We start from the raw sequence: 24,697 nt of genomic DNA, 5'->3' as shown, positions 1-24,697 counted from the left end.
CGACCGCAGCGCCAACTGCAGGCACGCACTGCCCGCAAAACCCAAGAGGTCCGCTTCCCGGTGGGAAGTGGACCTCTTGGGTTAAAACGGGAGTGGGCTATTAACCCAGCAGCCCCAGAACACCGATCACGGCAGTCGCCGCTCCCAGCACCATCGATATGCTGACCAGCACCACGTGCACCGTCAGGAACTTGGTGGCTTTTCCGTTGGCATCGCGTGCGCGGGGGTCCTTCATGACCCGGCGCAGGAACTGCGGCCACACGGCCAGCGACCAAACACCGGCGATGATCAGGACCAGGGCGGCGAAGACAGGGAGCTGCATGAACTAGTGGCTTTCGAGCCAGGCCTGTGCCTGGGTGGCCTGCAGGTTCAGTGCCTTTGCCACCATGGGCTCGGCGGCGTCGGCGATCTTGCCGCCCAGGAACGGCACGGAGGACTTGACCTCGCCTTCCAGCTCCACCCGTGTCCCGCTGGCTTCTGCCACCAGGCGCTGGACAGCCGTCACGTCCACAGGGGCACCGGCAACCTTGAGGGAGATGTTGCTCTTGCGGGAGCCATCGGCGGCCGGGGCATCCCAGGTCTCCACCTGGGTTACCTTCAGGTGCTCGCCGACGAACTTCCGAGCGATCTCGGGAAGGCGGGTGGTGGGCAGCGTCCGCACCAGCGTGGCGCTGAAGGCGCCGGCAATGTCACCGTCAACGGTGAACGATTCCAGGTTTCCGCCCACCAGCTGGCTGACGTGGCGCTGGAAATCCTCATTCACCAGGACAGCGGCAACGCTGTCAACGGGGTGCGGAACGGTGGTGGTGGCGCTCAGGGCCATGGGTCCTCCTGGGACGTCGCGATCGGATGAGGCTCCAAACATCCTACGGGGTTGCAGCCGGCCGTTCCGCATTGGCCAGCTCCTGGGCAGCGGCCGTGATGTTCCGTGCCATCGCCGGGAAGATGAAGCTGTGGAATGGGAGTACCGCCAGCCAGTACAGCCTGCCGCTGAGGCCTTTCGGGAAGAAGATGGCCCGTTGCCGGTAACGGCTTCCGTCACCATCGGGTTCCACGGCGAGCTCCAGCCAGGCCCGTCCCGGTGCCCGCATCTCGGCACGCAGGCGGAGCAGCTTGCCCCTGTCGATGCTTTCCACCCGCCACCAGTCCACTACCTCGCCCGCGTGCAGGGTGTGCGGGTGGCGGCGGCCGCGCAGGAGGCCGGCTCCGCCCGTCAGCTTGTCCAGCCAGCCCCGAACCTGCCAGGCCAGCGGCAGCGAGTACCACCCGTTCCGGCCGCCGATTCCCTCGATGACCGTCCACACGTGGGCAGGGTCCACGTCACCGTGGAAGGTCCGCTCGTCGATGTACACCTTGTGCCCCGCCCATTCCGGGTCGCTGGGCAGGGGGTCGGAGTCCGCACCGGCATTCGCCCACGTGGTCTCCACCTGTCCGTCCCGCTCCTTGCCCAGGGCCAGGGCCACCGCAGTGCGGTAGGGGGTGAGGCCGCCGTCGGGCTGCGGAATGTACCCGTCGACGTCGTGCTCGTTGGACACCGCGTCATGCTGGAGTGACTGGACCAGCGGGACCGCCATGGACCACGGGATGGGCGTGGTGAGCGCCACCCACATGCCTGCCAGCTTGGGTGCGGGAATGGGCAGCGCCAACACCACCCGGTAGGGCAGCCCGGCCTCCGAAGAGTATTCCTGCATCATCCTGGCGTAGGTCAGCACCTGCCGGCAGCCGATATCGAAAGTCCGGTTGATGGTGCCCTCCAGGGATGCGGCAGCAACCAGGTAGTACAGGACGTCGCGCACGGCAATGGCTTCGATCCTGTTCCGGACCCAGCTTGGTGCGGGCATGAGCGGAAGGGTTTCGGAGAGGTGCCGGATCATTTCGAAGGAGGCAGAGCCGGAACCGATCACGACGCCGGCCTGGAACACGATGGCGTCCACCGCGCTGTCCAGGAATACCTGGCCCACCGCTTCCCGGGACCGCATGTGGGTGGAGAGTTCCACGCCCTTCGGGTGCAGCCCGCCCAGGTAGACAATCCTGCTGACTCCGGCAGCCACTGCGGCTTCGGCGGCAGTCCGGGCCATGGCCTGTTCCTTGGACTCAAATCCCGCCCCGGCCGCCATCGAATGGACCAGGTAATAGAAGACGTCGACGCCGGCCAGCGCCTGGCGCAGCGCGTCGCCGTCGTCCAGGCTGCTTTGCACTACCTCCACCTGGTTCCGCCAGGGCACGCCGGCGATCTTGTCCGGGGAGCGCACCAGCACCTTGACGGTGTGGCCGGCCTCAAGGAGCTTGGGTACCAGGCGGCCCCCGATGTAGCCGGTGGCCCCGGTGACCAGGACCGTCCGGGGCGAAGCTGGGCCCCCGTGCGCCGGTACGGGCGAATCTGTGGTGCTGTCTCCGGTCATGCTGGCTCCTGTTCGTCCTCAGCGGTGTTCCGCTTAATAAGTTCGGAGCCGCCGCCGTAAAGGACGGCCGCTCCCGGAAAAAGGTCCGGCCCTGCCAGCGTAGCCCCGCCGGGAGTCCGGGCGCCTGCGTCAGCGATGGCCGTGGAGATTCCGTCCACACCGGAATGTCACTGGTGCGCGGTAGGCTGGGGTTACCCGGGATTCGCAGCGAATTTCGGGTTTTCGCGTTGCCTGCGATCTTCCGTGAATACCCCAGGAGCAGCTGTCATGAGCCTTCCCGTTACCGCCACGCACGGCCCCACGCTCGATGGGCTGCGCCGTGCATTGGCCCCGGACCAGTCTTTCGCCCGTGTCCGGGCTGAGGCCGGACGCGGGTTCGCCGTCAGGGGACAGGACTATCAAATCAGCGCGCCCGCGGGTTTGCGGCCCGTGCTGCTCGCGGAGATGGCGGATGGCCTGGCAGCGGCCGCGGCCGGGCAGGAAGGCGCGGCCGATCCCGGCGTGGTGCTCGCGGTGACCGCCACCGGCCGTGAGGCAGAGGACCTGGCGGCTGCGTTGCGTGCCTACCTCCCCGCAGACTCCGTGGCCGAGTTCCCCAGCTGGGAAACCCTCCCGCATGAGCGCCTCTCGCCCCGGTCGGACACGGTGGGGCGCCGGCTCTCGGTCCTGCGCCGGCTGGCGCATCCGGAAAGTTCGACGGCGGAGCGTCTGCGCGTGGTGGTGGCTCCCGTCCGCGCCGTGGTCCAGCCCGTGGTGGCCGGGCTGGGAGACCTGGTCCCGGTCACGCTGAAGGTGGGCCAGGATGTTCCCTTCACCGACGTGGTGCGAAGCCTTGCCGATGCCGCGTACGCCCGCGTGGACATGGTGACGCACCGCGGTGAATTCGCGGTCCGCGGCGGCATCATCGACGTCTTCCCGCCCACCGAGGACCACCCCATCCGCGTGGAGTTCTTCGGTGACGAGGTGGACCAGATGCGCTGGTTCGCCGTGGCGGACCAGCGCTCGCTGTCCGCCCCCGGCATCCACCACCCCACGGAACTGCATGCCCCGCCCTGCCGGGAAATCCTCATCACCGCATCCGTGATGTCCCGGGCCGCGAAGCTGAAGGCGGAACTGCCCGCCGCCGCGGACATGCTGGAAAAAATCGCCGGCGGTATCGCGGTCGAAGGCATGGAATCCCTGGCGCCGGTGCTGGTAGACGCCATGGTGCCCTTCGTGGACCAGCTGCCGGCGGAGTCCATCGCCGTCGTCATCGAACCCGAGAAGGTGCGCACCCGCGCCCACGACCTTTCGGCCACCAACGAGGAATTCCTTGAGGCAGCGTGGTCCACGGCGTCCGACGGCGGTGCCGCGCCTTTGGACCTCAGCTCGCAGGCGTCGGCCGCGCTGCATTCGGCGAGCTTCCGTTCGCTCGCGGAGACCCGCGGTTCAGCGCTGGGGCACGGCGTTTCCTGGTGGTCCATCACGTCACTGGCGCAGGATGCGGAACTCCTTCCCGAGATCGACGTCCTGAACCTGCACGCCCGCGAACCGCGCGGCTACCAGGGCGACGTGGCGGAAATGATGGCCTTCATCGGCTCGCATGTCCGCGACCAGTGGCGGATCGTGGTGGCCACCGAAGGCCCCGGCCCGGCCCAGCGCCTGGCGGAACTGTTCCACGAAAACGACATCCCCTGCGCCCGCGTGGACAGCCTTGACCACGAGCCCCAGGCGGGCATCATCGAGGTGACCACTGCCGCCGTCGGCCGCGGCTTCGTCCTGGACGGGCTGAAACTGGGCCTGCTCACCGAAGCCGACCTGCTGGGCCGCACCTCGGCCGGGTCCACCAAGGACATGCGGCGCATGCCCTCCAAACGGCGCAACGCCGTCGACCCCCTGCAGCTCGTGGCGGGGGACAATGTGGTCCACGAACAGCACGGCATCGGCCGGTTCGTGGAACTCCTGCAACGCAAGGTGGCCGGCGGCAGCGACGGCGTCCGGGAATACCTGGTCCTGGAGTACGCGCCGTCCAAGCGCGGGGCCCCCGGCGACCGGCTGTTCGTCCCCACGGACCAGCTGGACCAGGTGACCCGCTACGTGGGCGGGGACACCCCGGTGCTGAGCAAGATGGGCGGTGCGGACTGGGCCAGCACCAAGTCCAAGGCACGCAAGGCCGTCAAGGAGATCGCCGGTGAGCTGATCCGGCTGTACTCGGCCCGGATGGCCTCGCGCGGCCACGCCTTCGGCCCTGACACCCCTTGGCAGCGCGAGCTCGAGGAAGCCTTCCCGTACGTTGAGACGCCGGACCAGTTGACCACCATCAACGAGGTCAAGGCGGACATGGAGCGGGAAATCCCCATGGACCGCCTGGTGTCCGGCGACGTTGGCTACGGCAAGACCGAAATCGCCGTCCGTGCTGCGTTCAAGGCGGTGCAGGACGGCAAGCAGGTGGCCGTCCTGGTGCCCACCACACTGCTGGCCCAGCAGCACTACGAGACGTTCACCGAGCGCTTCTCCGGCTTCCCTTTGCGGGTCAAGCCGCTGTCCCGCTTCCAGTCCGCCAAGGAGTCCAAGGAGACCGCCGAGGGCGTGAAGAGCGGCGCGGTGGACGTGGTGATCGGCACGCACCGCCTGCTGTCCAAGGACTTCGAGTTCAAGGACCTCGGCCTGGTGATCGTGGATGAGGAACAGCGGTTCGGCGTGGAACACAAGGAAGCGCTGAAGAAAATGCGCACCAACGTGGACGTCCTGGCCATGAGCGCCACCCCCATTCCCCGGACCCTGGAGATGTCCCTGACCGGCATTCGGGAGACGTCCACCCTGGCCACCCCGCCGGAGGAGCGGCACCCCGTGCTCACATACGTGGGCCCGTACACGGACAAGCAGACCTCTGCCGCCATCCGCCGCGAGCTGATGCGCGAAGGCCAGGTGTTCCTGGTCCACAACCGGGTGTCCACCATCGAGCGGACCGCGGCCAAAATCCGTGAGCTGGTGCCTGAGGCCCGGGTGGAGGTGGCGCACGGCAAGATGTCCGAGAGCCGCCTGGAACAGATCATCGTGGACTTCTGGGAACGCCGGTTCGACGTCCTGGTGTGCACCACCATCATCGAAACGGGCCTCGACATCTCCAACGCCAACACCCTGATTGTGGACGGCGCGGACAAGTACGGGCTGTCCCAGCTGCACCAGCTCCGCGGCCGTGTGGGCCGTGGCCGTGAACGCGCCTACGCGTACTTCCTGTACCCCTCGGAGAAGCCGCTGGGCGAGGTGGCCCTGGAACGGCTTAAGGCCGTTGCGGCGCACAATGAACTGGGCGCCGGCATGCAGCTGGCCATGAAGGACCTGGAGATCCGCGGCGCCGGAAACCTGCTGGGCGGTGAGCAGTCGGGCCACATCCAGGGGGTGGGCTTCGACCTGTATATCCGGCTGGTGGGCGAGGCCGTGGCGGACTTCCGTGGCGAGGCCGAGGAAAAGGCCGCCGAGATGAAGATCGAACTGCCGGTCAACGCGCACCTGCCGCACGACTACGTGCCCGGTGAGCGGCTCCGGCTGGAGGCGTACCGCAAGCTGGCCGCAGCCCTCACCAACGAGGCCATCGACGAGGTCAAGGCCGAGCTGGTGGACCGCTACGGCGAGCTGCCGCTGCCCGCGCAGAACCTGGTGGAGGTGGCACGCTTCCGGGTGGGGGCTCGGGAGGCAGGACTGTCCGACGTCGCGCTGCAGGGCAACTTCATCAAGTTCGCGCCGGCATCGCTTCCCGAGTCCAAGGTGATGCGGCTGACCCGGATGTACCCGGGATCGCAGTCCAAGCCGGCGCTGGACGCCATCCTCATCCCCAAGCCCAAGACGGCCCGGATCGGCGGCCGGGACCTCCAGGACGCCGAAATCCTGGAGTGGGCCAACGGAGTCATCCGCAACATCTTCTCTGACCAGCCGCTTTCCGTCGCCCCGTCAGCGGGCTAGGCCGTGATGGGAGGTCACCACGCCGCGTCGGGAGCCGCGGCGTGGGTAGCTGTTGCGTCCACCGGCCCGTACACGTTGGGCTGGTACCCGCTGGACCCCACGGGGATCCTCATCGGCGGCATGGCCACGGCCGGCACCGCGCTGGTCTGCGACTGGGACCACCGGTCCAGCACCGTGGCCCATTCGCTGCCGCCGTTGTCCAACGCCATAGCAAGGGGCATCGAAACCGCCAGCGGCGGCCACCGCCAGGGCACCCACTCGGTCCTGGGCGCCGCAGGGTTCGTGCTCCTCGCCGGTGTGGCCGCGCAGGTGCAGATGGAAACCCCCTGGGGGCTGCTGTCTGTGGGCGCAGGACTGCTGTGCATGTTCCTGATCAACATCGCCGCCAAGGCCCTGAAGCTGTTTCCGAAGAGCGGGTTCATCTCCAACTGGATCTTCGCCCTGGTGATGGCCGGGCTGGTTACGGTGTACGCGCCGCACCAGTGGACCTGGCTGCCCATGTCGATGCTCATCGGCGTGGTGGTCCACATCGTGGGAGACCTCATCACCACCGGGGGAGTGCCGCTGCTGTGGCCCCTGGTGATCCGGCCGCCGAAACTGCTGCGGAAGGTACCGCTGCTGCGGAACGTCTGGCGGCCCAACGGCGCGCTGTCAGTGCCCCTGCTGGGCCGCGCGGGGTCCAAACGGGAGTGGCTGGTGCTGATCCCCGTCAGCGCCTACGCCATGGTGGGACTGACGGTGGCGGGCTGGGCCATTGCCCAGAACCAGTGGCCGCGGGTGGTGGCAGCTGCCACCGCCTGGATCGCCCCCTGGTTCGCCTGAGAGGGCAGCGCGCAGGCCTGGAACAGCAAAAGACCCCCGGACGGTGTCCGGGGGTCTTTGTGCGTGGGCAGGCTTAGTGTTCGCCGGCGGAATCCGAGCGGCCGAGGATGGTCTGCGGGATCCAGAAGGCCAGGGCGAACAGGCCGAGGCAGACGGCCATCGGCCACGGGTTTCCAAGCGTCAGGAAGGACAGCGAGTAGACGGCGCCGAGGAACAGGGCCATCATGATCACGAACACGACGACGGTGCCGGCAAGCTTGTTTTCGTTCTGGGGAGTGCGGACAGTGCCCGTGTTCGCTGTGCCCTCGTTGGACGCGTTGATCTTGCTGGACATTCGTTCCTCCTCGGCCCCGCGGGGCTTGATTGTGGCGCGTCCGGCGGCCGTCAGTACGCGGACGAACCCTGTTCACCCTTGACGATGGCAATTCCGGAGCTGGCGCCGATACGTGTTGCACCTGCAGCAATCATAGCCTGAGCGTCGGCCAGCGACCGCACGCCGCCCGAGGCCTTGACGCCCAGTTCGGGCCCCACGGTCCTGCGCATGAGGGCCACGTCCTCGGCCGTGGCGCCCCCTCCATTGAAACCGGTGGAGGTCTTGACGAAATCAGCTCCGGCCGCGACGGCCGCCTCACAGGCAAGGACTTTCTGGCTGTCGGACAGGAGGGAGGTCTCGATGATCACCTTCAGGATGGCGCCGCTGGCGTGTACTGCCTCGGCTACGGAGGCGATGTCCTCAGTCAGGGCACCCTTGTCCTCGGCGCGGGCGGCCGCAATATTGATCACCATGTCCACTTCGTCGGCACCGTCCAGCACCGCGCCGCGGGCTTCGAAGGTCTTCACATCGGTGGGCGTTGCACCCAGCGGGAAGCCCACCACGGAGCAGGTCAGGACGCCGGAGCCCTTCAGCGCTTTCTTGACGGTCTTGACCCAGACCGGGTTGACGCAGACGGACTTGAAACCGTATTCGGCGGCTTCGGCGCAGACCTTGAGGACGTCAGCCTCGGAGGCTTCGGGCTTCAGCAGCGTGTGGTCGATGTAGGAAGCAATCTTCCCGGCCGCAGCAGCAGCGGGTTGAACGGAAGGGGTGGCTTCGTTGCTCATGATGGTCCTCTCGGGGCCTCGCCCGGGCATCGTGGGCCCGGCGCGTCCTTGACTCGCGTTTCGGGAACCATCTTGTCACAGGTGCCCACACTGCAACCCGCGCTGCGCCAGGCGTCAGGCGGCCGCCTGGAGGGACCGTGCCCGCGACGGCACCGCAGCTGCTTCTTCCCTTGATGCCTCGGGCGAGTGCACTGCTGCGGAGACCGCCGTGAGCAGCTGGGTGGCGCAGGCCCCCGCAGCGGAAGCCGCCGCCACCAGCAAACCCAGCCGTACGCCGTCGAACGCTGCCGCGTCCCCGATGGCCCAGATGCCGGGAACCGAGGTCCGGAAGTCCTGGCTGATGACGATGCCTCCGGTGGCGGCCGTCCGCAGGCCCCCGCTGGCGGCAAGGCCGTCGCAGGACACCCGGTCCTCGGCGAGCACCACCAGGTCGCCGGACATGCTGCTTCCGTCCTCGAAGACCACGGCGGAGGCGGACAGGCCAAAGGTTGAGGTCCCGGGCACGACGGCGGCAGGCCGGGCAGTGGTTCGGACCGGACGGACGCCCTTGGCACGCAGGACGGCCTCGGCCTGGCCCGCGGCCGCCCCGGTGCCCACCAGGATCCCGAGCGGACGGCGCCCCAGTTCCCGGGTGACTTCCTGAACCCGGTCCGCAATGCGCGTGGCGTCGTCGATGGTGGAGTAGCTCAGGCACTGCGCGGCGCCTTCGACGGGCGCTGCCACGGGGGCCGAACCGGTGGCGATGACCAGCTGGTCGTAGCCGAACTCCATGCCGTCAGCAGTAGCCACGGTGCGGTTATCGGCGTCGATGTGGCTGGCCGGCTGGCCGAAGCGGACCGATACCTGCGGCAGCAGGGCAAGTTCCAGCAGGTCCTGGGGGGCGTCGTCGCGGTTGCTCAGGACGGTGATGCTGCCAGCGAACCGGCCCTGGTCCAGCTGCCGGACCAGGGCGCGGGCAGCCGGACCTGCTCCGGCGATGACGATGCGGGTGGCGGCGGAGGTGGACGTGGTGGGTGCCGGAGCGGACATGTGCTGGCCCTTTCGCTGGCGGCCGGGAAACGGCCGGAAGTTCATGATGGAACCAGCGTAGGCCTGCGCCTTTTCCGGCTTGTTTCCCGCCAGTTGCCGTTCAGCACCCCGGTGTTCGCCAGTATTTACCGGCCGGTAACAGAACCGGTGACCTGCATCTCATTGCGCCCGACTTGGACACATTCGGGCCGGCCGCAACGGCTAGACCCGGATCCGATAGCCCCGCTTGACCACCGTTTCGATGAGCTTGCCGTCGGGCAGTGAGGACCGGAGCCGGCTGACGGTCATGTCCAGTGCGTGCACCGAGCCGCGCAGTTCCAGCAGGTCGGACAACGCCTCCCGGGAGAGGACAGCCCCGCCGGCCCCGAGCAGGGCGCGGAGCAGCAGCAGGGGAGCGGGAGCCAGTTCCACCGCCTGGCCATCGATGCGCAGGCTGCGGCCGCGGAGCTCGATGTTCCCGGACCGGGTGTCCAGCCGGCGCACATGGTTCAGCGCCAGGTGCTCGACGACCAGCCGGATCAGCGCGCCCATCCGGAAACGCTCCGGGATCAGCGGCTTAACCCCGGCGTCCAGCAGCGGCTGGGCGGTGACGGGGCCCACCACGGCGGTGGTCACGTTGGTCTTCAGGCTTTCGATCAGCTGCTTGTAGACGCCCATTTCGTGCGCGGTGCTCCACATGGCGTCGACGGCGGGTGCGCTGGTGAAGGTGAGGACGTCGAGGTTTCCGCTGCAGGCGGCCTCGATGAGGCGGGGGAGCCGGTCGGCGCCGTCCGGTTTGACCCAGCGGTACGGTGTAACGGTCAGGACGGTGGCACCAGACATGCGCAGCCGTTCCAGCTGGCGGACGTCCGTGTAGCCGTGCAGCTGGACCGCGACGGTCTTGCCGCGCACCCCCTCCGCCAGCAGCATGTCCACCAGCGTTGCGGTGGTTTCGTCGCTGCTGATTCCGACGTCGGCGAGGCCGGCCGCGCGGACGGCGCCACGTGCCTTGGGGCCACGGACGAACATCCGGCAGGCGCCAAGGGTTTCGAGCAGCTGGTCGCCGATGCCGAACGTGTCCGCCGCTTCGCACCAGCGGCGCATGCCGTAAGCGGTGGTGGCGATGCACAGATCCGGTTTGGCAGCGATGATGGTGCGGGTGTCCTCGATCAGGCGGAGGTCCTCCTGCACCGGAGCGATCTTCAGGGCCGGGGCGTGGATCACCTCAGCGCCGCGGCGCTCAAGGGCGTCGATCAGGTCCTGGGAGCGCCGGTGCGAGGTCACACCGATGCGGAAGCCCTCCAGCGGTGATTCGGCCGCCTGGGCCTCTGCGGCGTCGACCGCCCCGCTGGCTTCTGCCGTTTCGGCCGGTGCAAGTGCATTCATGGGGGTCAATCCTTTCACGAACCGAGCAGCGAGGCCGCCAGCCGGTCCAGGTCGGCTGCGGCCTCAGCATGCCCGCGGTTGGCTTCCGCCACCCGCACCACCTCGCCGATCACCAGGACGGCGGGGTTGCTGCAGCCGGCAGCAGCCGAGGCGATGGAGCCGAGGTCTGCGATGGTGGTGCGCTGGCCGGGACGGTAACCCCGTTCCACCACTGCCATGGGCATATCGGCGCGCATGCCTGCCCGGCGGAGTCCTGCAGCCAGGTGGTGCAGCGTTCCGATGCCCATCAGCACCACGATGGTGCCGCCCAGGCCGGCAAGGTGATGATGTTCCTTTTCGGTGAGCGGGGCGTGCCCGGACACCACTGTGAACATGTGGCTCACGTTGCGGTGCGTGACGGGAATACCCGCCGCGGCAGGCACGGAGATGGCGCTGGTGACACCGGAAACCACCTGGACCTTCAGTCCGGCAGCCACGCAGGCGGCAACTTCCTCGCCGCCGCGGCCGAACACGTACGGATCACCGCCCTTGAGGCGGACCACGTTGTTGCCGGCCAGGGCGCTGTCCACCATGAGCTTCTCAATGTCGGACTGGCCCACCTTGTGGTGCCCGGGCTTCTTTCCCACATCCACCAACTCGGCGCTGGTCAGGGCGGGCAGGTCCTGGCAGGGCGCCAGCCGGTCGTAGAACACCACGTCCGCGTCGCGCAGCGCCTTGACGGCGGCAACGGTCAGGAGCTCGGTGGTGCCGGGTCCGCCGCCCACCAGGGTCACATGCCCGGCGGCGCCCGCTGCAGGTTCGGTGGCGACCGGGACGCCGGCAGCCCGGTATTGCTGGAGCAGCGGCTCCCAGCCCGGCTGCCCGTCGTCGACCGCGGCCACCAGGAACGGCTTCTCCGGGAGCGGGGCGGTGCCGTGCGGGCCGGCGAGGCGGCGGACGACGGCGCCCGCGGCTTCGTAGCGCCGTACGGCCTGCCGCGCGGCGTTGTCTGTTCCGGTCACCAGGACCTCGCGGCCCGTGAGGTCGATGCTGAGCTGCATAATTATGCCTCGTTTCCGACGGGTGCGGGCGTGCCGGGACGGACCGCGATGGAGGCTCCGAGGAGGACGGGCTGCTGGGCAGCTGCTGCCTTCTCTTCGGCCGTGGCGGGGCGCATCTGGCCACGCTCATCGGGGACGAAGGTGATCGAGTCGTCCTTCTGGTCGGGTGCGTTGACGAAGGAGCGGAACCGGCGCAGGCGCTCCGGGTCCTTCAGGGTGTCGGCCCACTCGTCGATGTAGGTGTCAACGTGCTTGGCCATGGCCGCCTCAAGGTCCTCGGCGATGCCCAGCGTGTCCTTGACCACCACGTCCTCGACGTGCTTGATGCCGCCGTCGAGTTCCTCCTGCCAGCGCGCGGTGCGCTGCAGGCGGTCGGCGGTGCGGATGTAGTACATGAAGTAGCGGTCGATGTACTTGATCAGGGTTTCGTCGTCGAGGTCCTTGGCCAGCAGCTGGGCGTGCGCCGGGGTGGCACCGCCGTTGCCGCCGACGTAGAGGTTCCAGCCGTCCGCCGTCGCGATGACGCCCACGTCCTTGCCGCGGGCCTCGGCGCATTCGCGGGCGCAGCCGGAGACGCCCATCTTGAGCTTGTGCGGGCTGCGGAGGCCGCGGTACCGCAGTTCCAGCTGGATGGCCATGGCCACGGAGTCCTGGACGCCGAAGCGGCACCAGGTGGAACCGACGCAGGACTTCACCGTGCGAAGGCTCTTGCCGTACGCCTGCCCGGATTCGAAGCCGGCGTCCACCAGTTCCTTCCAGATTTCCGGCAGCTCCTCCAGCCGTGCACCGAACATGTCGATCCGCTGGCCGCCGGTGATCTTGGTGTACAGGTTGTACTTTTCCGCGACGGCGGCGATCACGCCCAGCTTCTTGGGGGTGATTTCACCACCGGCGATGCGGGGTACCACCGAGTAGGTGCCGTCCTTCTGCATGTTGGCCAGGGCGCGGTCGTTGGTGTCCTGCAGTGTGCCGCGGCCGGCGTCGAGGACGTAGGCGCTGTTTTGGCTGGCGAGGATGTTGGCGATGGTGGGCTTGCAGATGTCGCAGCCTTCGCCGGTGCCGTACTTGGCCATGATCTCTTCGAAGGAGGTCAATTCCAGGACACGGATGGTCTCGAAGAGTTCCTGGCGGGACAGTTCAATGTGCTCGCAGAGGGCCTTGGAGACCTCGACGCCGGACTTGGTCAGCTCGGTTTCCAGCAGCTTCTTCAGCATCGGGACACAGGAACCGCACTGGGTCCCGGCCCGGGTGCAGCCCTTGAGCTCGCCGAGTTCCTGGACAGGTGCACTGCCTTCGCAGGTGCCGCAGCCGTTGATGGTGTCCCGGATGGTCCCGGCCGTGACGTTGTTGCAGGAGCACAAGGTGGCGTCGTCCGGAAGTTCAGCGTTCAGGACTCCGTCCCCGGCGTCACCGCCGCCGGCTGCGCTGAGGAACGCACCCGGCTCGGCGGGGAGTTCGCGGCCCAGGAGCGGGCGCAGGCTCATGTACGGTGAGGCGTCGCCGACGAAGATGCCACCCAGCAGGGTCTTCGCATCATCGGTGGTGACGATCTTCTGGTAGACGCCGCGGGCGGGATCGGCGTAGACGATTTCCAGGGCGTGCTCGGTCTTCGCGAAGGCATCGCCGAAGCTTGCCACGTCAACCCCGGAGAGCTTGAGCTTGGTGGCGGTGTCGAAACCGGGGAAGGTGGCGTCGCCGCCGTGCAACCGGTCCGCCACGATCTCGGCCATCGTGTTGGCGGGTGCCACCAGGCCCAGGCACATGCCGCCGTAGTTGGCTACTTCGCCGATGGCCCAGATGCCCGGGATTTCGGTGGCGCAGTAGTCGTTGATGACCACGCCGCCGCGGGGGCCCAGGCTGAAGACCTGTTCTTCTCCCTCGGCGGCGCGGAAGAGTTCGTCACGGGGACGGACGCCGATGGCGACGATGACGATATCGGCGTCGACGATGCGGCCGTCGGCCATGAGGACGCCGGTGACCTGGCCGTCGTCGTCAGAAAGTACTTCGGAGGGGAAGACGCCGCCGTGGACTTCGAAGCCCTTGGCTTTGATGAGCCGGCCCATGGCCTGGCCTGCGCCTTCGTCGAGCTGGGTGGCCATCAGCCACTGCGATCCGTCGATGACAATGGGGGTCGCGCCCAGCTGCTCGGTCCCCGCGGCGGATTCCAGGCCCAGGAGGCCGCCGCCGATGGTGACGGCGTTGACCTTGCGGCCCAGCTTTACCGTGAGTTCCGCGATGGTCTTGTTGATGGCCCAGACATCTTCAAGCGTCCGGTAAACGTGGGTGAGCTCGTTGCCCGGAATGGGAAGCCGTGCGGCGTTCGAGCCGGTGGCCACCACCAGTTCGTCATACTCGAAGACGCTGCCTGCTGCGGTTTCCACGGACTTGGCTTCTGCATTGATACGGACCACGCGCTCGCCGGTCCTCAGGTCCAGGGAGCCGTGGTCCCACATCGACGCGGTACCCAGCGTCAGGTCCACACCGCCGTCGGTGAGGGCCTTGGACAGTGCCACCCTGTCGTAGGGGAGGTGGGCTTCCTCGGTGAGGACAGTGACATGCCAGCCATCGAGGCCGCGGGCATGCATGGCGTCCGCAAAACGGTGGGCCGCGGGGCCGCCGCCGGCGACGACGATGCGGCGCGGAGTCTCGGTGCTTGAAGTCTGTTCGGTCACTGTGGGCCTTTCGCATGGGCCGCAGACGGTGCTCCGCGGCCTTCTCTGTCGAGCAGTCCAACCAGACTAGGCAGGGGCAGTTTCGCTTCAGTTTCCCAATTGTTTCGTCAACTTAACTTCTGCATCACGAACGCATTTCCGGCCGGGTTAGGTCTCTTTTACGCCCCGGACACATTTGGCGCATGCCGCGGAAACACCCGGCGCCTAGCGTGGAACACGGCCGCTCAGGCTGCCACCAAGTGACATCAGGACAAGCAGCGCAGGGAGAGGAGCCGGACATGACGGCAACACTGGAACTCGGGACACTCGACGCCGAAGCAGCGGACACCGCGGCAGGCTGGCACCGTGTCTGCCGCCTTGAGGACCTCGAACCCGCATGGGGAGAAGCGGCCCTGGTGGGCGGCCGGCAGGTGGCGCTTTTCCGCACCATGGCTGGCAGCGTTTTCGCAGTGGCCCAGCAGGACCCGGCCACGGGTTCGTACGTGATGGCACGGGGAATCCTCGGCTCGAAGGGATCCCGCCCCACCATCGCGTCCCCGCTGCACAAAGAGGTCTACGACCTCGAAACGGGCGAATGCTTCAGTACGCCGGGCCTGCGGATCGAAGCCTTCGGCACCCGCATCAGCGACGGCTTCGTCGAGGTGGAGCTGTAACCCGGGCGGACACATGCACCACCACAGAGGGGCGCCCCAGGGCGCCCCTTCAGCGGCTTAAAGACCCAGCGCCTCGCTGACGTCGCGGAGGACCTCATCCAGCGCTGCCCGTGCTGCCTGCCGGGCTTCGGGCAGTTCCGCGGCGGATCCCACCTGGTGGATCACCTCGAGGTAGCACTTGAGCTTGGGTTCCGTGCCGCTGGGACGGATGATGACGCGGGTGAGGTTGCGCGTCACGTACAGCAGGCCGTCGGTGGGCGGCAGTTGGTCGGAGCCGACGGAGAGGTCGGCGGAGACCTCAACGGCCGATGAGCCAAAGGATTCCGGCGGGGAAACCCGGAGCCGGTTCATCATGGCATCCAGCAGGCCAAGGTCCGCCACCCTGATGCTCAGCTGGTCACTGGCATGCAGGCCGTGCTGCAGGTAGAGCTCATCGAGCGTGTCAAAGATGGTTTTGCCGTCGGCCTTGGCGGTGGCGGCAAGTTCGGCGATGAGGACTGCCGCGGAAATGCCGTCCTTGTCCTTGACCAGGTCCGGTGCCACGCAATAGCCCAGCGCCTCCTCGTACCCGTAAACCAGGCCGGGTACGCGGGAAATCCACTTGAAGCCCGTCAGGGTTTCCTCGTGGTCGAATCCTGCCGCCGCGGCGATGCGGGACAGCAGCCGCGAGGACACAATCGAGTTGGCGAACACCCCCGGGCTTTCCCCGTCTGGGGTTTCCGCGCCCGCGGCAGCATGCCGTGCGGCGACGTGCGCACCCAGGAGGGCGCCCACTTCATCGCCCCGGAGCATCCGCCACGTGCCGGTGTCCGGGTCCTTGGCGGCCACCGCGGCACGGTCGGCATCCGGATCGTTGGCCAGGACGATGTCCGCGTCGAGGCGGTCGGCCGTTTCGAGTGCCAGATCCAGCGCTCCGGGTTCCTCCGGGTTCGGGAAACTCACCGTGGGGAAGTCGGGGTCCGGTTCGGCCTGCTCCTTGACCAGGGTGACATCCCCGAAACCTGCGGCGTTCAGCACCGCAAGCGCAGTCTCCCCGCCGACGCCATGCATGGGGGTCAGCACGATCCGCAGGTCCCGGGCCGGGAAGAGGTCCGGAAGGGCGAGTCCCGCCGTTTCGGACTGGTACCCGGCCGCGAGCGATCCATCCAGCACCGTCCAGCCGTCCGCGGCCAGCTTGATGGTGTCCAGGGCGCCCACCCCGCTGATCCGGGCAGCGATTTCGGCATCGTACGGTGCCACGATCTGGGCACCGTTGCCGTTTTCCGCCACGGCGTGGCGTCCCAGGTACACCTTGTAGCCGTTGTCCTGGGGCGGGTTGTGGCTTGCCGTGACCATCACGCCGCCGTCGCATCCCAGGGCGCGGACGGCGTAGGCGAGCAGGGGAGTGGGCAGCGCCGCCGGCATCAGGAAAGTTTCGATTCCTGCCGCCGTGAAGATGGCCGCAGTCTCCGCCGCGAACACATCCGAGTTATGGCGGGCGTCATAGCCCACGACGGCGCGTGGCCGGGTTCCCGAAGATGCTTTTGCCACGGCGTCGGTGAGGAAGTCCGCCAGGCCGGCGGCCGCACGGCGCACCACCACGCGGTTCATCCGGTTGGGCCCCGGACCGAGGGCGGCACGGAGCCCGGCGGTGCCGAACTGCAGGGTGCCGCGGAAGCTGTCCTGGAGTTCCTGCCGGGCGGCGGGGTCTCCGTCTACCGACGCCCGGACGAGTTCCAGGAGCTCGGCCGACGTTGCCGGATCCGGGTCTTGGGAAGCCCACTCGCGGGCATCGTTGAGCAGGCGAGCATCGGCATCGGAAGACGTCATGGGCCTAACGCTATCGTCATTGGCGCCGCCCGCGCGGCACCGAGGCCCCGGTGCCGCGCCCCATGGATCAGAGTTTGGCGATGATTCCGGCAAGCAGGGCCGAAATCCTCGGACCCGCGGCCTGGCCGGATTCCAGCACTTCCTGGTGGCTGAGCGGCTGGGGGCTGATCCCGGCGGCCAGGTTGGTGACGAGCGAAATGCCGAACACTTCCATGCCGGCGTGGCGCCCGGCGATGGCCTCCAGCGCAGTGGACATGCCGATCAGGTCGGCACCGATGCGCTTGGCGTACTGGACCTCTGCGGGAGTCTCGTAGTGCGGGCCGGGGAATTGAGCGTAGACGCCTTCGTCGAGGCTGGAATCCACCTCGCGGGCCAGCCCGCGGATCCGTGCCGAGTAAAGATCTGTCAGGTCCACGAACGTGGCGCCTTCCAGCGGCGACGCGGCGGTGAGGTTGATGTGATCGTTGATGAGCACGGGGGTTCCCGGCGCCCAGTCCTCGTTGAGGCCGCCGCAGCCGTTGGTGAGGACCAAGGTGCTGCATCCGGCGGCGGCCGCGGTGCGGATCCCGTGGACTACGGCGCGGACTCCCTTGCCTTCGTAGTAGTGGGTCCGCGCCCCGAGGACCAGTGCACGCTTGCCTTCGGTGGTCAGGATCGACCGGATGGTACCCACGTGCCCTTCGACAGCGGGTGCATGGAAACCGGGCACCTCTTCGGCTGACAGGGTGGCAGTGGTTTCGCCGATCAGGTCAGCGGCACCGCCCCAGCCGGAACCAAGCACCAGGGCGACGTCGTGGGTGTCCACCCCGGTTTCCTCGGCAATGTAGTCGGCAGCAGCGCGGGCGGCGGCGAAGGGGTCCGTGTTCAGGAAGTCAGTTGTACTCACTGGTACAAGGTATCCTGCCGGTTCCGCTCCGCCCACCCCCTGGCCCGCACCCCCGAGAGACCGGTTTCTTTGGTGGTCAGGCGAGGATACGGGAGAATAATCGTTTGTGACTACGCACCCAGATTTCAGTTCACCCCGGATCGCGATCCTGGGAGGTGGTCCAGGCGGATACGAAGCCGCGATGGTGGCCGCCTCGCTGGGGGCGCAGGTCACCATTATCGAGCGCGCAGGCCTGGGCGGGTCCGCGGTCCTTACGGACGTCGTCCCCTCCAAGACCCTCATCGCCACGGCGGACCTGATGACCCGCGTTGCCGAAGCCGGCGAGCTGGGCGTGAAGTTCGACGTCGACGGCGGCGACTTCGTCCCCGTGATGCGCGCCGACCTCAAGCACATCAATGACCGCCTGCTCAACCTGGCCCGCAGCCAGTCCAAGGACATCCACGATGCCCTGGCCAGCCAGAACGTCCGGATCCTCGCAGGCTCCGGCCGGCTCCTGGACAACCACACCATCGAGGTCCTGACCGCGGAGGGCACCGAAACCATCGAGGCGGACACCATCCTGCTGGCCGTCGGCGCCCACCCGCGCGAACTGGCCACCGCCCGTCCCGACGGCGAACGCATCCTCAACTGGACCCAGCTGTACAACCTCGACGAACTGCCCGAGGAACTCATTGTTGTGGGTTCCGGTGTTACCGGCGCCGAGTTCGCCTCCGCCTACAACGGCCTGGGCTCCAAGGTGACGCTGGTATCCAGCCGTGACAGGGTGCTCCCGGGCTCGGACGTTGACGCCGCCGTGGTCCTGGAGGAAGTCTTCGAACGCCGCGGTGTCCGCGTGCTGTCCCGCTCACGCGCCGAATCGGTGGAGCGGACGGACGACGGCGTGGTGGTCACGCTCAGTGACGGCACCAAGGTCACCGGCAGCCACTGCCTCCTGTGCCTGGGGTCCATCCCCAACACGGACGGCATCGGCCTCGAGGAAGCCGGCGTCGCCGTCAGCGAAAGCGGCCACATCAAGGTGGACGGCGTCTCCCGCACCAGTGCCCCGAACGTCTACGCCGCCGGTGACTGCACCGGCGTCCTGCCGCTGGCCTCCGTGGCCGCCATGCAGGGCCGGATCGCCGTGGCCCACTTCATGGGCGATGGTGTGACTCCGCTGAAGCTGCACCAGGTGGCCTCCAACATCTTCACCTCGCCGGAAATCGCCAACGTGGGTGTCTCGGAAGCCGACATCGACTCCGGAAAGTACCAGGGCGACGTCGTAAAGCTCTCAATGCGCAGCAACGCCCGCGCCAAGATGCGCAGCGCCCGTGACGGTTTCGTGAAGATCTTCGCCCGCAAGGGATCCGGGACCGTGATCGGCGGCGTGGTGGTTGGCCCGAACGCTTCGGAGCTGATCTTCCCTATCGCCATCGCCGTGAAGCAAAAGCTCCACGTTGACGACGTTGCCAGCACCTTCACGGTGTACCCGTCGCTGACCGGCTCCATTTCCGAAGCCGCCCGGCGCCTGCACGTCCACATGTAGGTCAGGAGGCGGCCGGGACCGCCTGAAAGTGCTGCTCGATCAGGCCCTTGATGTCCTCGTGGCAGCCGCCGCAGCCGGTCCCGGCGCGGGTTGCCTTGGACACCTCGGCCACGGTGGCGCAGCCTTCTTCCACGGCACCCTGGATCACCGCTCCGCTGACCCCGGCGCAGCGGCACACGGTTCCGGCAGGATCCGCGGAGCCGCTGCCCGGCAGCTGGTCCGGGCCGTCCAGCCGCAGCAGCAGCGACCGGTCCGCCGGCAGTTCCGCGTTCCGTTCGAAGAGCCCCACCAGCTCCGCCGCGGTGCGGGGCATGCCCACCGCCACGAGTCCCTCCAGCACGCCTCCGCGCGTGGTCATCTTGACGTAGCGGCCATGCTCGGGATCCGCCCACTGGGCGATCTGCAGGCGGGGCCGGCCGTTGACGGCACCGGCGGTGAGCGCTTCCTCGTCCCAGGGGTCGGCGCCGTTGTTCCCGGCGACGGCCATGTTCAGGCCCCGCGCTTTGAGGACGATGATGCCCGGCTGTTCGGCCGGCAGCTCCGGCAGGAGTTCGGCGTCCTCGACCGGGCCCGCTGCCAGGAGGGTCAGGTATTCGGCCAGCCACTCGGCCTGGCGCCAGCCCGGGCCCACCAGCCCTGAGGGGCCGGAAGCGGTGCGGCATGCGGCGCAGCCGGGGTCCGGGCAGCGCACCTCGGCGCAGTCGCCGATCGCGAAGATGTGCGGTTCGTGGTGGGCACGCAACCGGTGGTCCACCAGGATGCCCGCGGCCGTGGAGAGGCCGCATCCCTCTGCCAGCTCGGTGCGGGGACGCACACCGCACGAGATGACCAGGAGGTCGCCGTCGATCGCGGAACCGTCATCGAGCAGCAAAGCCGAGAAACCGCCGTCTGGCGCGTTGTGCTCCACACCGGTGGAGCGCGCGTTGCCGGCCATCCGCACGCCGCAGCGCCGCAGGCCCGCCGCCAGGACAGCGCCGCCGCCCTGGTCGATGGTGCGGCCCAGCGGGTGCGGTCCGTTGTGCACCACGGTCACGGTGGCGCCTTCCTCTGCCGCTGCGAGCGCCGTTTCCAGGCCCAGGACGCCGCCGCCGAGGACTACAACGCGCTTGCCGCCGTCCATGGCCTGCCGCAGGACGCCGGCGTCGCGGAGGTCACGCAGCGCGGTGACGCCGGCGGGCAGGACCGGAGAGGCGGGGTCCGGATTGATGCCGGTGAGGTTGGGGATCACGGGCCGGGAACCGGTGGCGAATACCAGCCGGTCGTAGTGGACGGGCGTGCCGTCCGAGAGCAGGACCTGCTGGCGTGCGCGGTCCACGCGCCGGACGCGGGTGCCCAGCCGGACCTCCACACCGTCCGCAGCGAGGGCGCCGGCGTCCGAGAGGGCCAGGGCATCGGCGGTGGTGCGGCCAACCCCGAGGTCGGCCACCAGGACGCGGTTGTAGGCAGCTTCGGTCTCTTCACCCACCACTGTCAGGGCTACCTGGCCTGCGCGTACGGCGGGCAGCAGCTCATCAACCAGCCGGGCGGCCACCGGCCCGAATCCCACAATGACAATCTGCTCGCTCATGAGGCCTCCATCGTCTGAAGCACTTTGCTGGATACGGGTGCGGCCACCGGCCGGACCCATACCTTGTTGAATTTGAATTCGGGCATCCCGGAGATGGGATCGGTGGCCGCCTCGGTGAGGCGGTTGGCACTTTCCAGTTCGGGGAAGTGGAACGGCAGGAAGACCGTCTCGCTGCGGATGGCGGTGCTGAGTTCGGCCCGGCACACCACCTCGCCGCGTTCATTGGCCACGGACACGAATGATCCTTCGGTGACGCCCATCGCGGCTGCCGCGGCCGGGTGGATCTGCATCCTCGCCTCAGGCTGCGCGGCCAGGAGCGCCGTGACCCGCCGCGTCTGGGCGCCGGACTGGTAGTGCTCCAGGAGGCGGCCGGTGATGAGGGTGAAGGGCTTGGCCCCTGCCGCGTTTTCACTGTCCGCGAAGTGGTTTTCAGCTGGCGTACGACGACGGCGCGGCAGCACCGGAGTCATCACGGCTTTGCCGTCGGCGTGGGCGAAGCGTTCTTGGAAGAGCCGGGGGGTGCCCGTGCTGCCGGCGGGGTAGGGCCAGTAGGCGGCTTCCCCGCGGTCCAGCATGGCGTAGTCAATCCCGGAGTAGTCGGCCAGGCCGCCGGCAGATGCCAGGCGCAGTTCCTCGAAGACTGTTTCGGGGTCCTCGCTGTAGGTGGACGGTGCTTCGAGCCGCTCGGCGAGCCGGGCCATGATCCACAGCTCGCTGCGCGCCCCGGCAGGCGGTGTGAGGGCCCGGCGGCGGCGGAGGACGCGGCCTTCAAGGTTGGTCAGGGTGCCTTCCTCCTCCGCCCACTGGAGGACGGGGAGGACCAGGTCTGCCATGGCTGCCGTCTCGGACATGAAGAAGTCGCAGACCATCAGGAAGTCCAGGCTGCGGAGACCCCCGATGACGGCGTTGGCGTCCGGCGAGGCGACCGCAATATTGGAGGCGTGGACGAAAAGGCAACGGACGCCGTCGTCCTTTCCCAGCGACTTCAGCAGCTGGACCGCCGGAAGGCCCGGGCCGGGGATGAGCTCCTCGGGAACGCCCCAGACGCCAGCCACGTGGGCGCGTGCAGCGGGGTCGGTGATCTTGCGGTAACCGGGCAGCTGGTCGGCTTTCTGCCCGTGCTCCCTGCCGCCCTGGCCGTTGCCCTGCCCGGTCAGCGTGCCGTAGCCGCTGCGGGCCGAACCCGGCAGGCCCAGCAGGAGGCTGAGGTTGATGGCGGCGGTGGCGGTGTCGGTGCCGTCCACGTGCTGCTCCACGCCGCGGCCGGTGAGGATGTAGCTGCCGCCCTTGGTGGCCCCGGTGGCAAGCCTGCGGGCCGTTTCCCGGATGAGGTCGGCCGGCACGCCGGTGAGGGACTGGACCCGTTCGGGCCAGAAGGACGCGACGCTGCGGGCTACGGCGCTGTAGCCCGAGGTGCGCTCGCTGACATAGGCGGTGTCTACCAGGTTTTCGTGGATGACCACATGGGAGAGACCCAGCAGCAGGGTGAGGTCCGTGCCCGGAAGGGGCTGGAGGTGGAGGCCGCCGCCGTCGGCCGTGAAGTCTGCTGTGGCGGAACGGCGCGGATCCACCACGATCAGGCCACCGGCGTCGCGGGCGCCCTTGAGGTGCTGGACGAAGGGCGGCATGGTTTCGGCCACGTTGGAGCCCAGCATCAGGATGGTGCTGGCCGTGTCCAGAGCTTCGAGCGGGAAGGGCAGGCCGCGGTCCACGCCGAAGGCGCGCATCCCGGCGGCGGCCGCGGAGGACATGCAGAAGCGGCCGTTGTAGTCGATCCGCGAGGTGCCCAGGGCCAGCCTGGCGAACTTGCCAAGCTGGTACGCCTTTTCGTTGGTGAGGCCGCCGCCGCCAAAGACGCCGACGGCGTCTGCACCGTAGCGGGCGCGGGCGTCCTTCACCGCTTCTGCGGCGAGGTCCAGGGCCTGGTCCCAGGAGATGGGCCGGTGGACGCCGTCCGGTCCCTTGAGAAGGGGCTCGGTGATGCGTCCGGGGTGGTTGAGGAGGTTCGCGGAGGTCCAGCCCTTGCGGCACAGGCCGCCACGGTTGGTGGGGAAGTCGCGCCCCTGGACCTCGAGGGGTGCAGCGGGGGCCGTGGTGAGGGCCACGGGGACCGGCCCCGGCTGTGCAGCCGGGGCCGGTCCTGTGGGGGACGTGAGCGTCATGGCGCACTGCAGGGCGCAGTAGGGGCAGTGCGTGTCGGCGCTTGTGGTCATGGTTAGACGTGTCCCATCGCGTTTCGGTTGGCGTTGCGGATGTAGCAGGCCCAGCAGACCACCAGCATCAGGGCGTAGGCCCCCACGAAGCCGTAGAAGGCCGGGGTGTAGGAGCCGCTGGCAGTGTTGGACGCGTTCAGCACCTGCGGGATGAGGAATCCGCCGTAGGCGCCGATCGCGGAGATCAGGCCGAGGGCCGAGGAAGCCAGCCGCTGGGTGGCCACGGAGCTGGCGCCGCTGCGTGCTGCCCGGCTGTTGGTGGCGAAGATGACCGGGATCATCCGGTAGGTTGCGCCGTTGCCGAAGCCGCTTGCGGTGAAGAGCATCAGGAACAGGACCAGGAAGAGCCAGAAGTTCTTCAGCGGCAGCGTCCAGATCATGGTCAGGGTGATCACGGCCATGGAGGCGAAGGCTGAAACCGTCATCCGGGCGCCGCCCATGCGGTCCGCCATGCGTCCGCCGTAGGGCCGGGCGAGCGAGCCCACCAGCGGGCCCAGGAAGGCGAGCGAGAGGGCCACGGTTCCCACGCCGATGGCGGAGAAATCGGGGAAGTAGTCCTTGATCAGCTTGGGGAACACGCCGGCGAAGCCGATGAACGAGCCGAAGGTGCCGATGTAGAGGAACGCCATGACCCACAGGTGCGGTTCCTTCAGTGCGGCCACGGATCCGGCCACGTCGCCTTTGGCGCTGGTGAGGTTGTTCATGTATTTGTAGGCGCCGAAGGCGGCCAGCAGGATGAACGGGACCCACATCAGGCCGGCCATGGGCAGGTTGACGGTGCCGGCGGCCAGGAGGGTGATGACGATGGGAACGGCGAGCTGCGCGACGGCGGCACCGAGGTTTCCGCCCGCGGCGTTCAGGCCAAGAGCCCAGCCCTTTTCGCGTGCCGGGTAGAAGAAGGTGATGTTGGCCATGGAACTGGCGAAGTTGCCGCCGCCGAAGCCGGCCAAAGCGGCCACCAGGAGCATCACACCGAACGGTGTTTCCGGGTTGGAGACGCACAGGGCGAGCCCGATCGAGGGGATCAGGAGCAGCAGGGCCGAGACGATGGTCCAGTTCCGGCCGCCGAAGCGGGGAACCATGAAGGTGTAGGGAATGCGAAGGGTGGCGCCCACCAGGCTGGGCATCGAGATCAGCCAGAAGATCTCGGATGTGGTGAAGGTGAATCCTGCGGCCGGGAGCTGGACCACCACGATGGACCAGAGCTGCCAGACCACGAAGCCGAGGAACTCGGCGAAGATGGACCAGTTCAGGTTGCGGCGGGCGATGGAGCGGCCGGCGGTTTCCCACTGGTCCTTGTTCTCGGCGTCCCAGTTGGCGATCCAGCGGCCGGGGCGGAATTCAAGGGCGGGAGCGGTTGCGGTGCGGGTAGTGCCGGGCTGTGCGCTGGCGGATGCTGCGGCTGATTCCGGGGACGAAGCGTCGTCCAGATCAACGGAATTGCCGGTGCCGGCATCTGCGGTGCGGTCAACAGTCACGGGTTACCTCCTTTGGGGGAATGTTGTTCCTCAAAGGTAGGGACGGCGCGTTTCGCGGACCGACGCCGGATGTTAACGGGCTGTGACATTTGCCTATCTGTGCCCGCCGGACGCCGTTAGGATGCGAAGGTGCCCAAAAAGTGAGACGCACAGCACAGGTCCAAATACTGGACCTTTCGTCCATTGACTGGACCAG

At 68.1% G+C, this 24,697-nt stretch carries 19 protein-coding genes; 4 read left to right on the top strand and 15 right to left on the bottom strand.

The features are described from left to right. Nucleotides 1–100: 100 nt before the first annotated feature. Genes ACFV4R_RS12200 through ACFV4R_RS12185 form a run of 4 tightly spaced genes read right to left on the bottom strand, consistent with a single transcriptional unit; the run spans nt 101 to nt 2,560 of the window. Entirely contained in the window at nt 101–322 is a 222-nt protein-coding gene (locus ACFV4R_RS12200; protein ID WP_377202606.1) for an SCO4848 family membrane protein, read from the bottom strand. A gap of 3 nt (nt 323–325) precedes the next feature. After that, nucleotides 326–823 carry a DUF2505 domain-containing protein gene (locus tag ACFV4R_RS12195; protein WP_091719060.1) on the bottom strand — a complete coding sequence of 166 codons (498 nt, stop codon included), beginning with the start codon at nt 821–823 and terminating at the stop codon, nt 326–328. A 43-nt stretch (nt 824–866) separates the two neighbouring features. Continuing rightward, a complete protein-coding gene (locus tag ACFV4R_RS12190) occupies nt 867–2,402 on the bottom strand; it encodes an SDR family oxidoreductase (RefSeq protein WP_377202607.1) in 1,536 nt (511 codons plus the stop codon). Further along, nucleotides 2,399–2,560, bottom strand: a complete 162-nt coding sequence (locus ACFV4R_RS12185) for a hypothetical protein (protein ID WP_377202608.1) — start codon at nt 2,558–2,560, stop codon at nt 2,399–2,401. The genes ACFV4R_RS12190 and ACFV4R_RS12185 overlap by 4 nt, the downstream gene beginning before the upstream one ends. Before the next feature lie 109 nt (nt 2,561–2,669). On the opposite strand from ACFV4R_RS12185, the gene mfd reads away from it, so the two are divergent. Both mfd and ACFV4R_RS12175 read left to right on the top strand, forming a co-directional pair. Then, the gene (gene mfd / locus ACFV4R_RS12180; RefSeq protein WP_377202609.1) at nt 2,670–6,344 is read left to right on the top strand and encodes a transcription-repair coupling factor; all 3,675 of its coding nucleotides are present in this window, start codon (nt 2,670–2,672) and stop codon (nt 6,342–6,344) included. A gap of 6 nt (nt 6,345–6,350) precedes the next feature. Further along, nucleotides 6,351–7,166 (top strand): metal-dependent hydrolase, encoded by an 816-nt coding sequence (locus tag ACFV4R_RS12175; RefSeq protein WP_377202610.1) that lies wholly within the window; start codon nt 6,351–6,353, stop codon nt 7,164–7,166. Nucleotides 7,167–7,239: 73 nt separating this feature from the next. Here the strand turns inward: ACFV4R_RS12175 and ACFV4R_RS12170 are convergent, their stop codons facing one another. From ACFV4R_RS12170 to nirB, 6 genes are all read right to left on the bottom strand, one after another. Beyond that, a complete protein-coding gene (locus ACFV4R_RS12170) occupies nt 7,240–7,500 on the bottom strand; it encodes a hypothetical protein (protein ID WP_377202611.1) in 261 nt (86 codons plus the stop codon). Nucleotides 7,501–7,550: 50 nt separating this feature from the next. Then, nucleotides 7,551–8,267, bottom strand: coding sequence for a deoxyribose-phosphate aldolase (gene deoC / locus ACFV4R_RS12165; RefSeq protein WP_377202612.1), 717 nt, complete (start codon nt 8,265–8,267; stop codon nt 7,551–7,553). 114 nt (nt 8,268–8,381) lie between these two features. After that, nucleotides 8,382–9,296 carry an FAD-dependent oxidoreductase gene (locus ACFV4R_RS12160; RefSeq protein ID WP_377202613.1) on the bottom strand — a complete coding sequence of 305 codons (915 nt, stop codon included), beginning with the start codon at nt 9,294–9,296 and terminating at the stop codon, nt 8,382–8,384. A 201-nt stretch (nt 9,297–9,497) separates the two neighbouring features. Next, nucleotides 9,498–10,661 carry a uroporphyrinogen-III synthase gene (locus ACFV4R_RS12155; RefSeq protein WP_377202614.1) on the bottom strand — a complete coding sequence of 388 codons (1,164 nt, stop codon included), beginning with the start codon at nt 10,659–10,661 and terminating at the stop codon, nt 9,498–9,500. 14 nt (nt 10,662–10,675) lie between these two features. Beyond that, complete coding sequence (gene cobA, locus ACFV4R_RS12150) at nt 10,676–11,701, bottom strand: uroporphyrinogen-III C-methyltransferase (RefSeq protein WP_377202615.1); 1,026 nt, start codon at nt 11,699–11,701, stop codon at nt 10,676–10,678. 2 nt (nt 11,702–11,703) lie between these two features. Beyond that, nucleotides 11,704–14,373 carry a nitrite reductase large subunit NirB gene (gene nirB, locus ACFV4R_RS12145; protein WP_377202616.1) on the bottom strand — a complete coding sequence of 890 codons (2,670 nt, stop codon included), beginning with the start codon at nt 14,371–14,373 and terminating at the stop codon, nt 11,704–11,706. Nucleotides 14,374–14,651: 278 nt separating this feature from the next. Between nirB and nirD the strand changes: the two genes are divergently transcribed. Further along, nucleotides 14,652–15,026 carry a nitrite reductase small subunit NirD gene (nirD, locus tag ACFV4R_RS12140; protein WP_377202617.1) on the top strand — a complete coding sequence of 125 codons (375 nt, stop codon included), beginning with the start codon at nt 14,652–14,654 and terminating at the stop codon, nt 15,024–15,026. 57 nt (nt 15,027–15,083) lie between these two features. Here the strand turns inward: nirD and ACFV4R_RS12135 are convergent, their stop codons facing one another. Further along, the gene (locus ACFV4R_RS12135) at nt 15,084–16,835 is read right to left on the bottom strand and encodes a phospho-sugar mutase (RefSeq protein ID WP_377202618.1); all 1,752 of its coding nucleotides are present in this window, start codon (nt 16,833–16,835) and stop codon (nt 15,084–15,086) included. Nucleotides 16,836–16,902: 67 nt separating this feature from the next. Beyond that, a complete protein-coding gene (locus ACFV4R_RS12130) occupies nt 16,903–17,721 on the bottom strand; it encodes a purine-nucleoside phosphorylase (protein ID WP_377202619.1) in 819 nt (272 codons plus the stop codon). Nucleotides 17,722–17,827: 106 nt separating this feature from the next. On the opposite strand from ACFV4R_RS12130, the gene ACFV4R_RS12125 reads away from it, so the two are divergent. Continuing rightward, the gene (locus tag ACFV4R_RS12125) at nt 17,828–19,243 is read left to right on the top strand and encodes an NAD(P)H-quinone dehydrogenase (protein ID WP_015936523.1); all 1,416 of its coding nucleotides are present in this window, start codon (nt 17,828–17,830) and stop codon (nt 19,241–19,243) included. Nucleotide 19,244: 1 nt separating this feature from the next. On the opposite strand, the gene ACFV4R_RS12120 is transcribed toward ACFV4R_RS12125, so the two are convergent. The 3 genes from ACFV4R_RS12120 to ACFV4R_RS12110 are packed head-to-tail and all read right to left on the bottom strand — an operon-like array spanning nt 19,245 to nt 24,501. Next, complete coding sequence (locus tag ACFV4R_RS12120) at nt 19,245–20,810, bottom strand: FAD-dependent oxidoreductase (protein ID WP_377202620.1); 1,566 nt, start codon at nt 20,808–20,810, stop codon at nt 19,245–19,247. After that, entirely contained in the window at nt 20,807–23,023 is a 2,217-nt protein-coding gene (locus ACFV4R_RS12115) for a molybdopterin oxidoreductase family protein (protein WP_377202621.1), read from the bottom strand. The genes ACFV4R_RS12120 and ACFV4R_RS12115 overlap by 4 nt, the downstream gene beginning before the upstream one ends. 2 nt (nt 23,024–23,025) lie before the next feature. Next, nucleotides 23,026–24,501 (bottom strand): MFS transporter, encoded by a 1,476-nt coding sequence (locus tag ACFV4R_RS12110; RefSeq protein ID WP_377202622.1) that lies wholly within the window; start codon nt 24,499–24,501, stop codon nt 23,026–23,028. Nucleotides 24,502–24,697: the final 196 nt, after the last annotated feature.

Origin of the sequence: Pseudarthrobacter sp. NPDC059871, assembly GCF_042731175.1 — a bacterium.
Taxonomy (GTDB): Bacteria; Actinomycetota; Actinomycetes; order Actinomycetales; family Micrococcaceae; genus Arthrobacter.
This window is presented reverse-complemented; position numbering and strand designations above follow the sequence as displayed.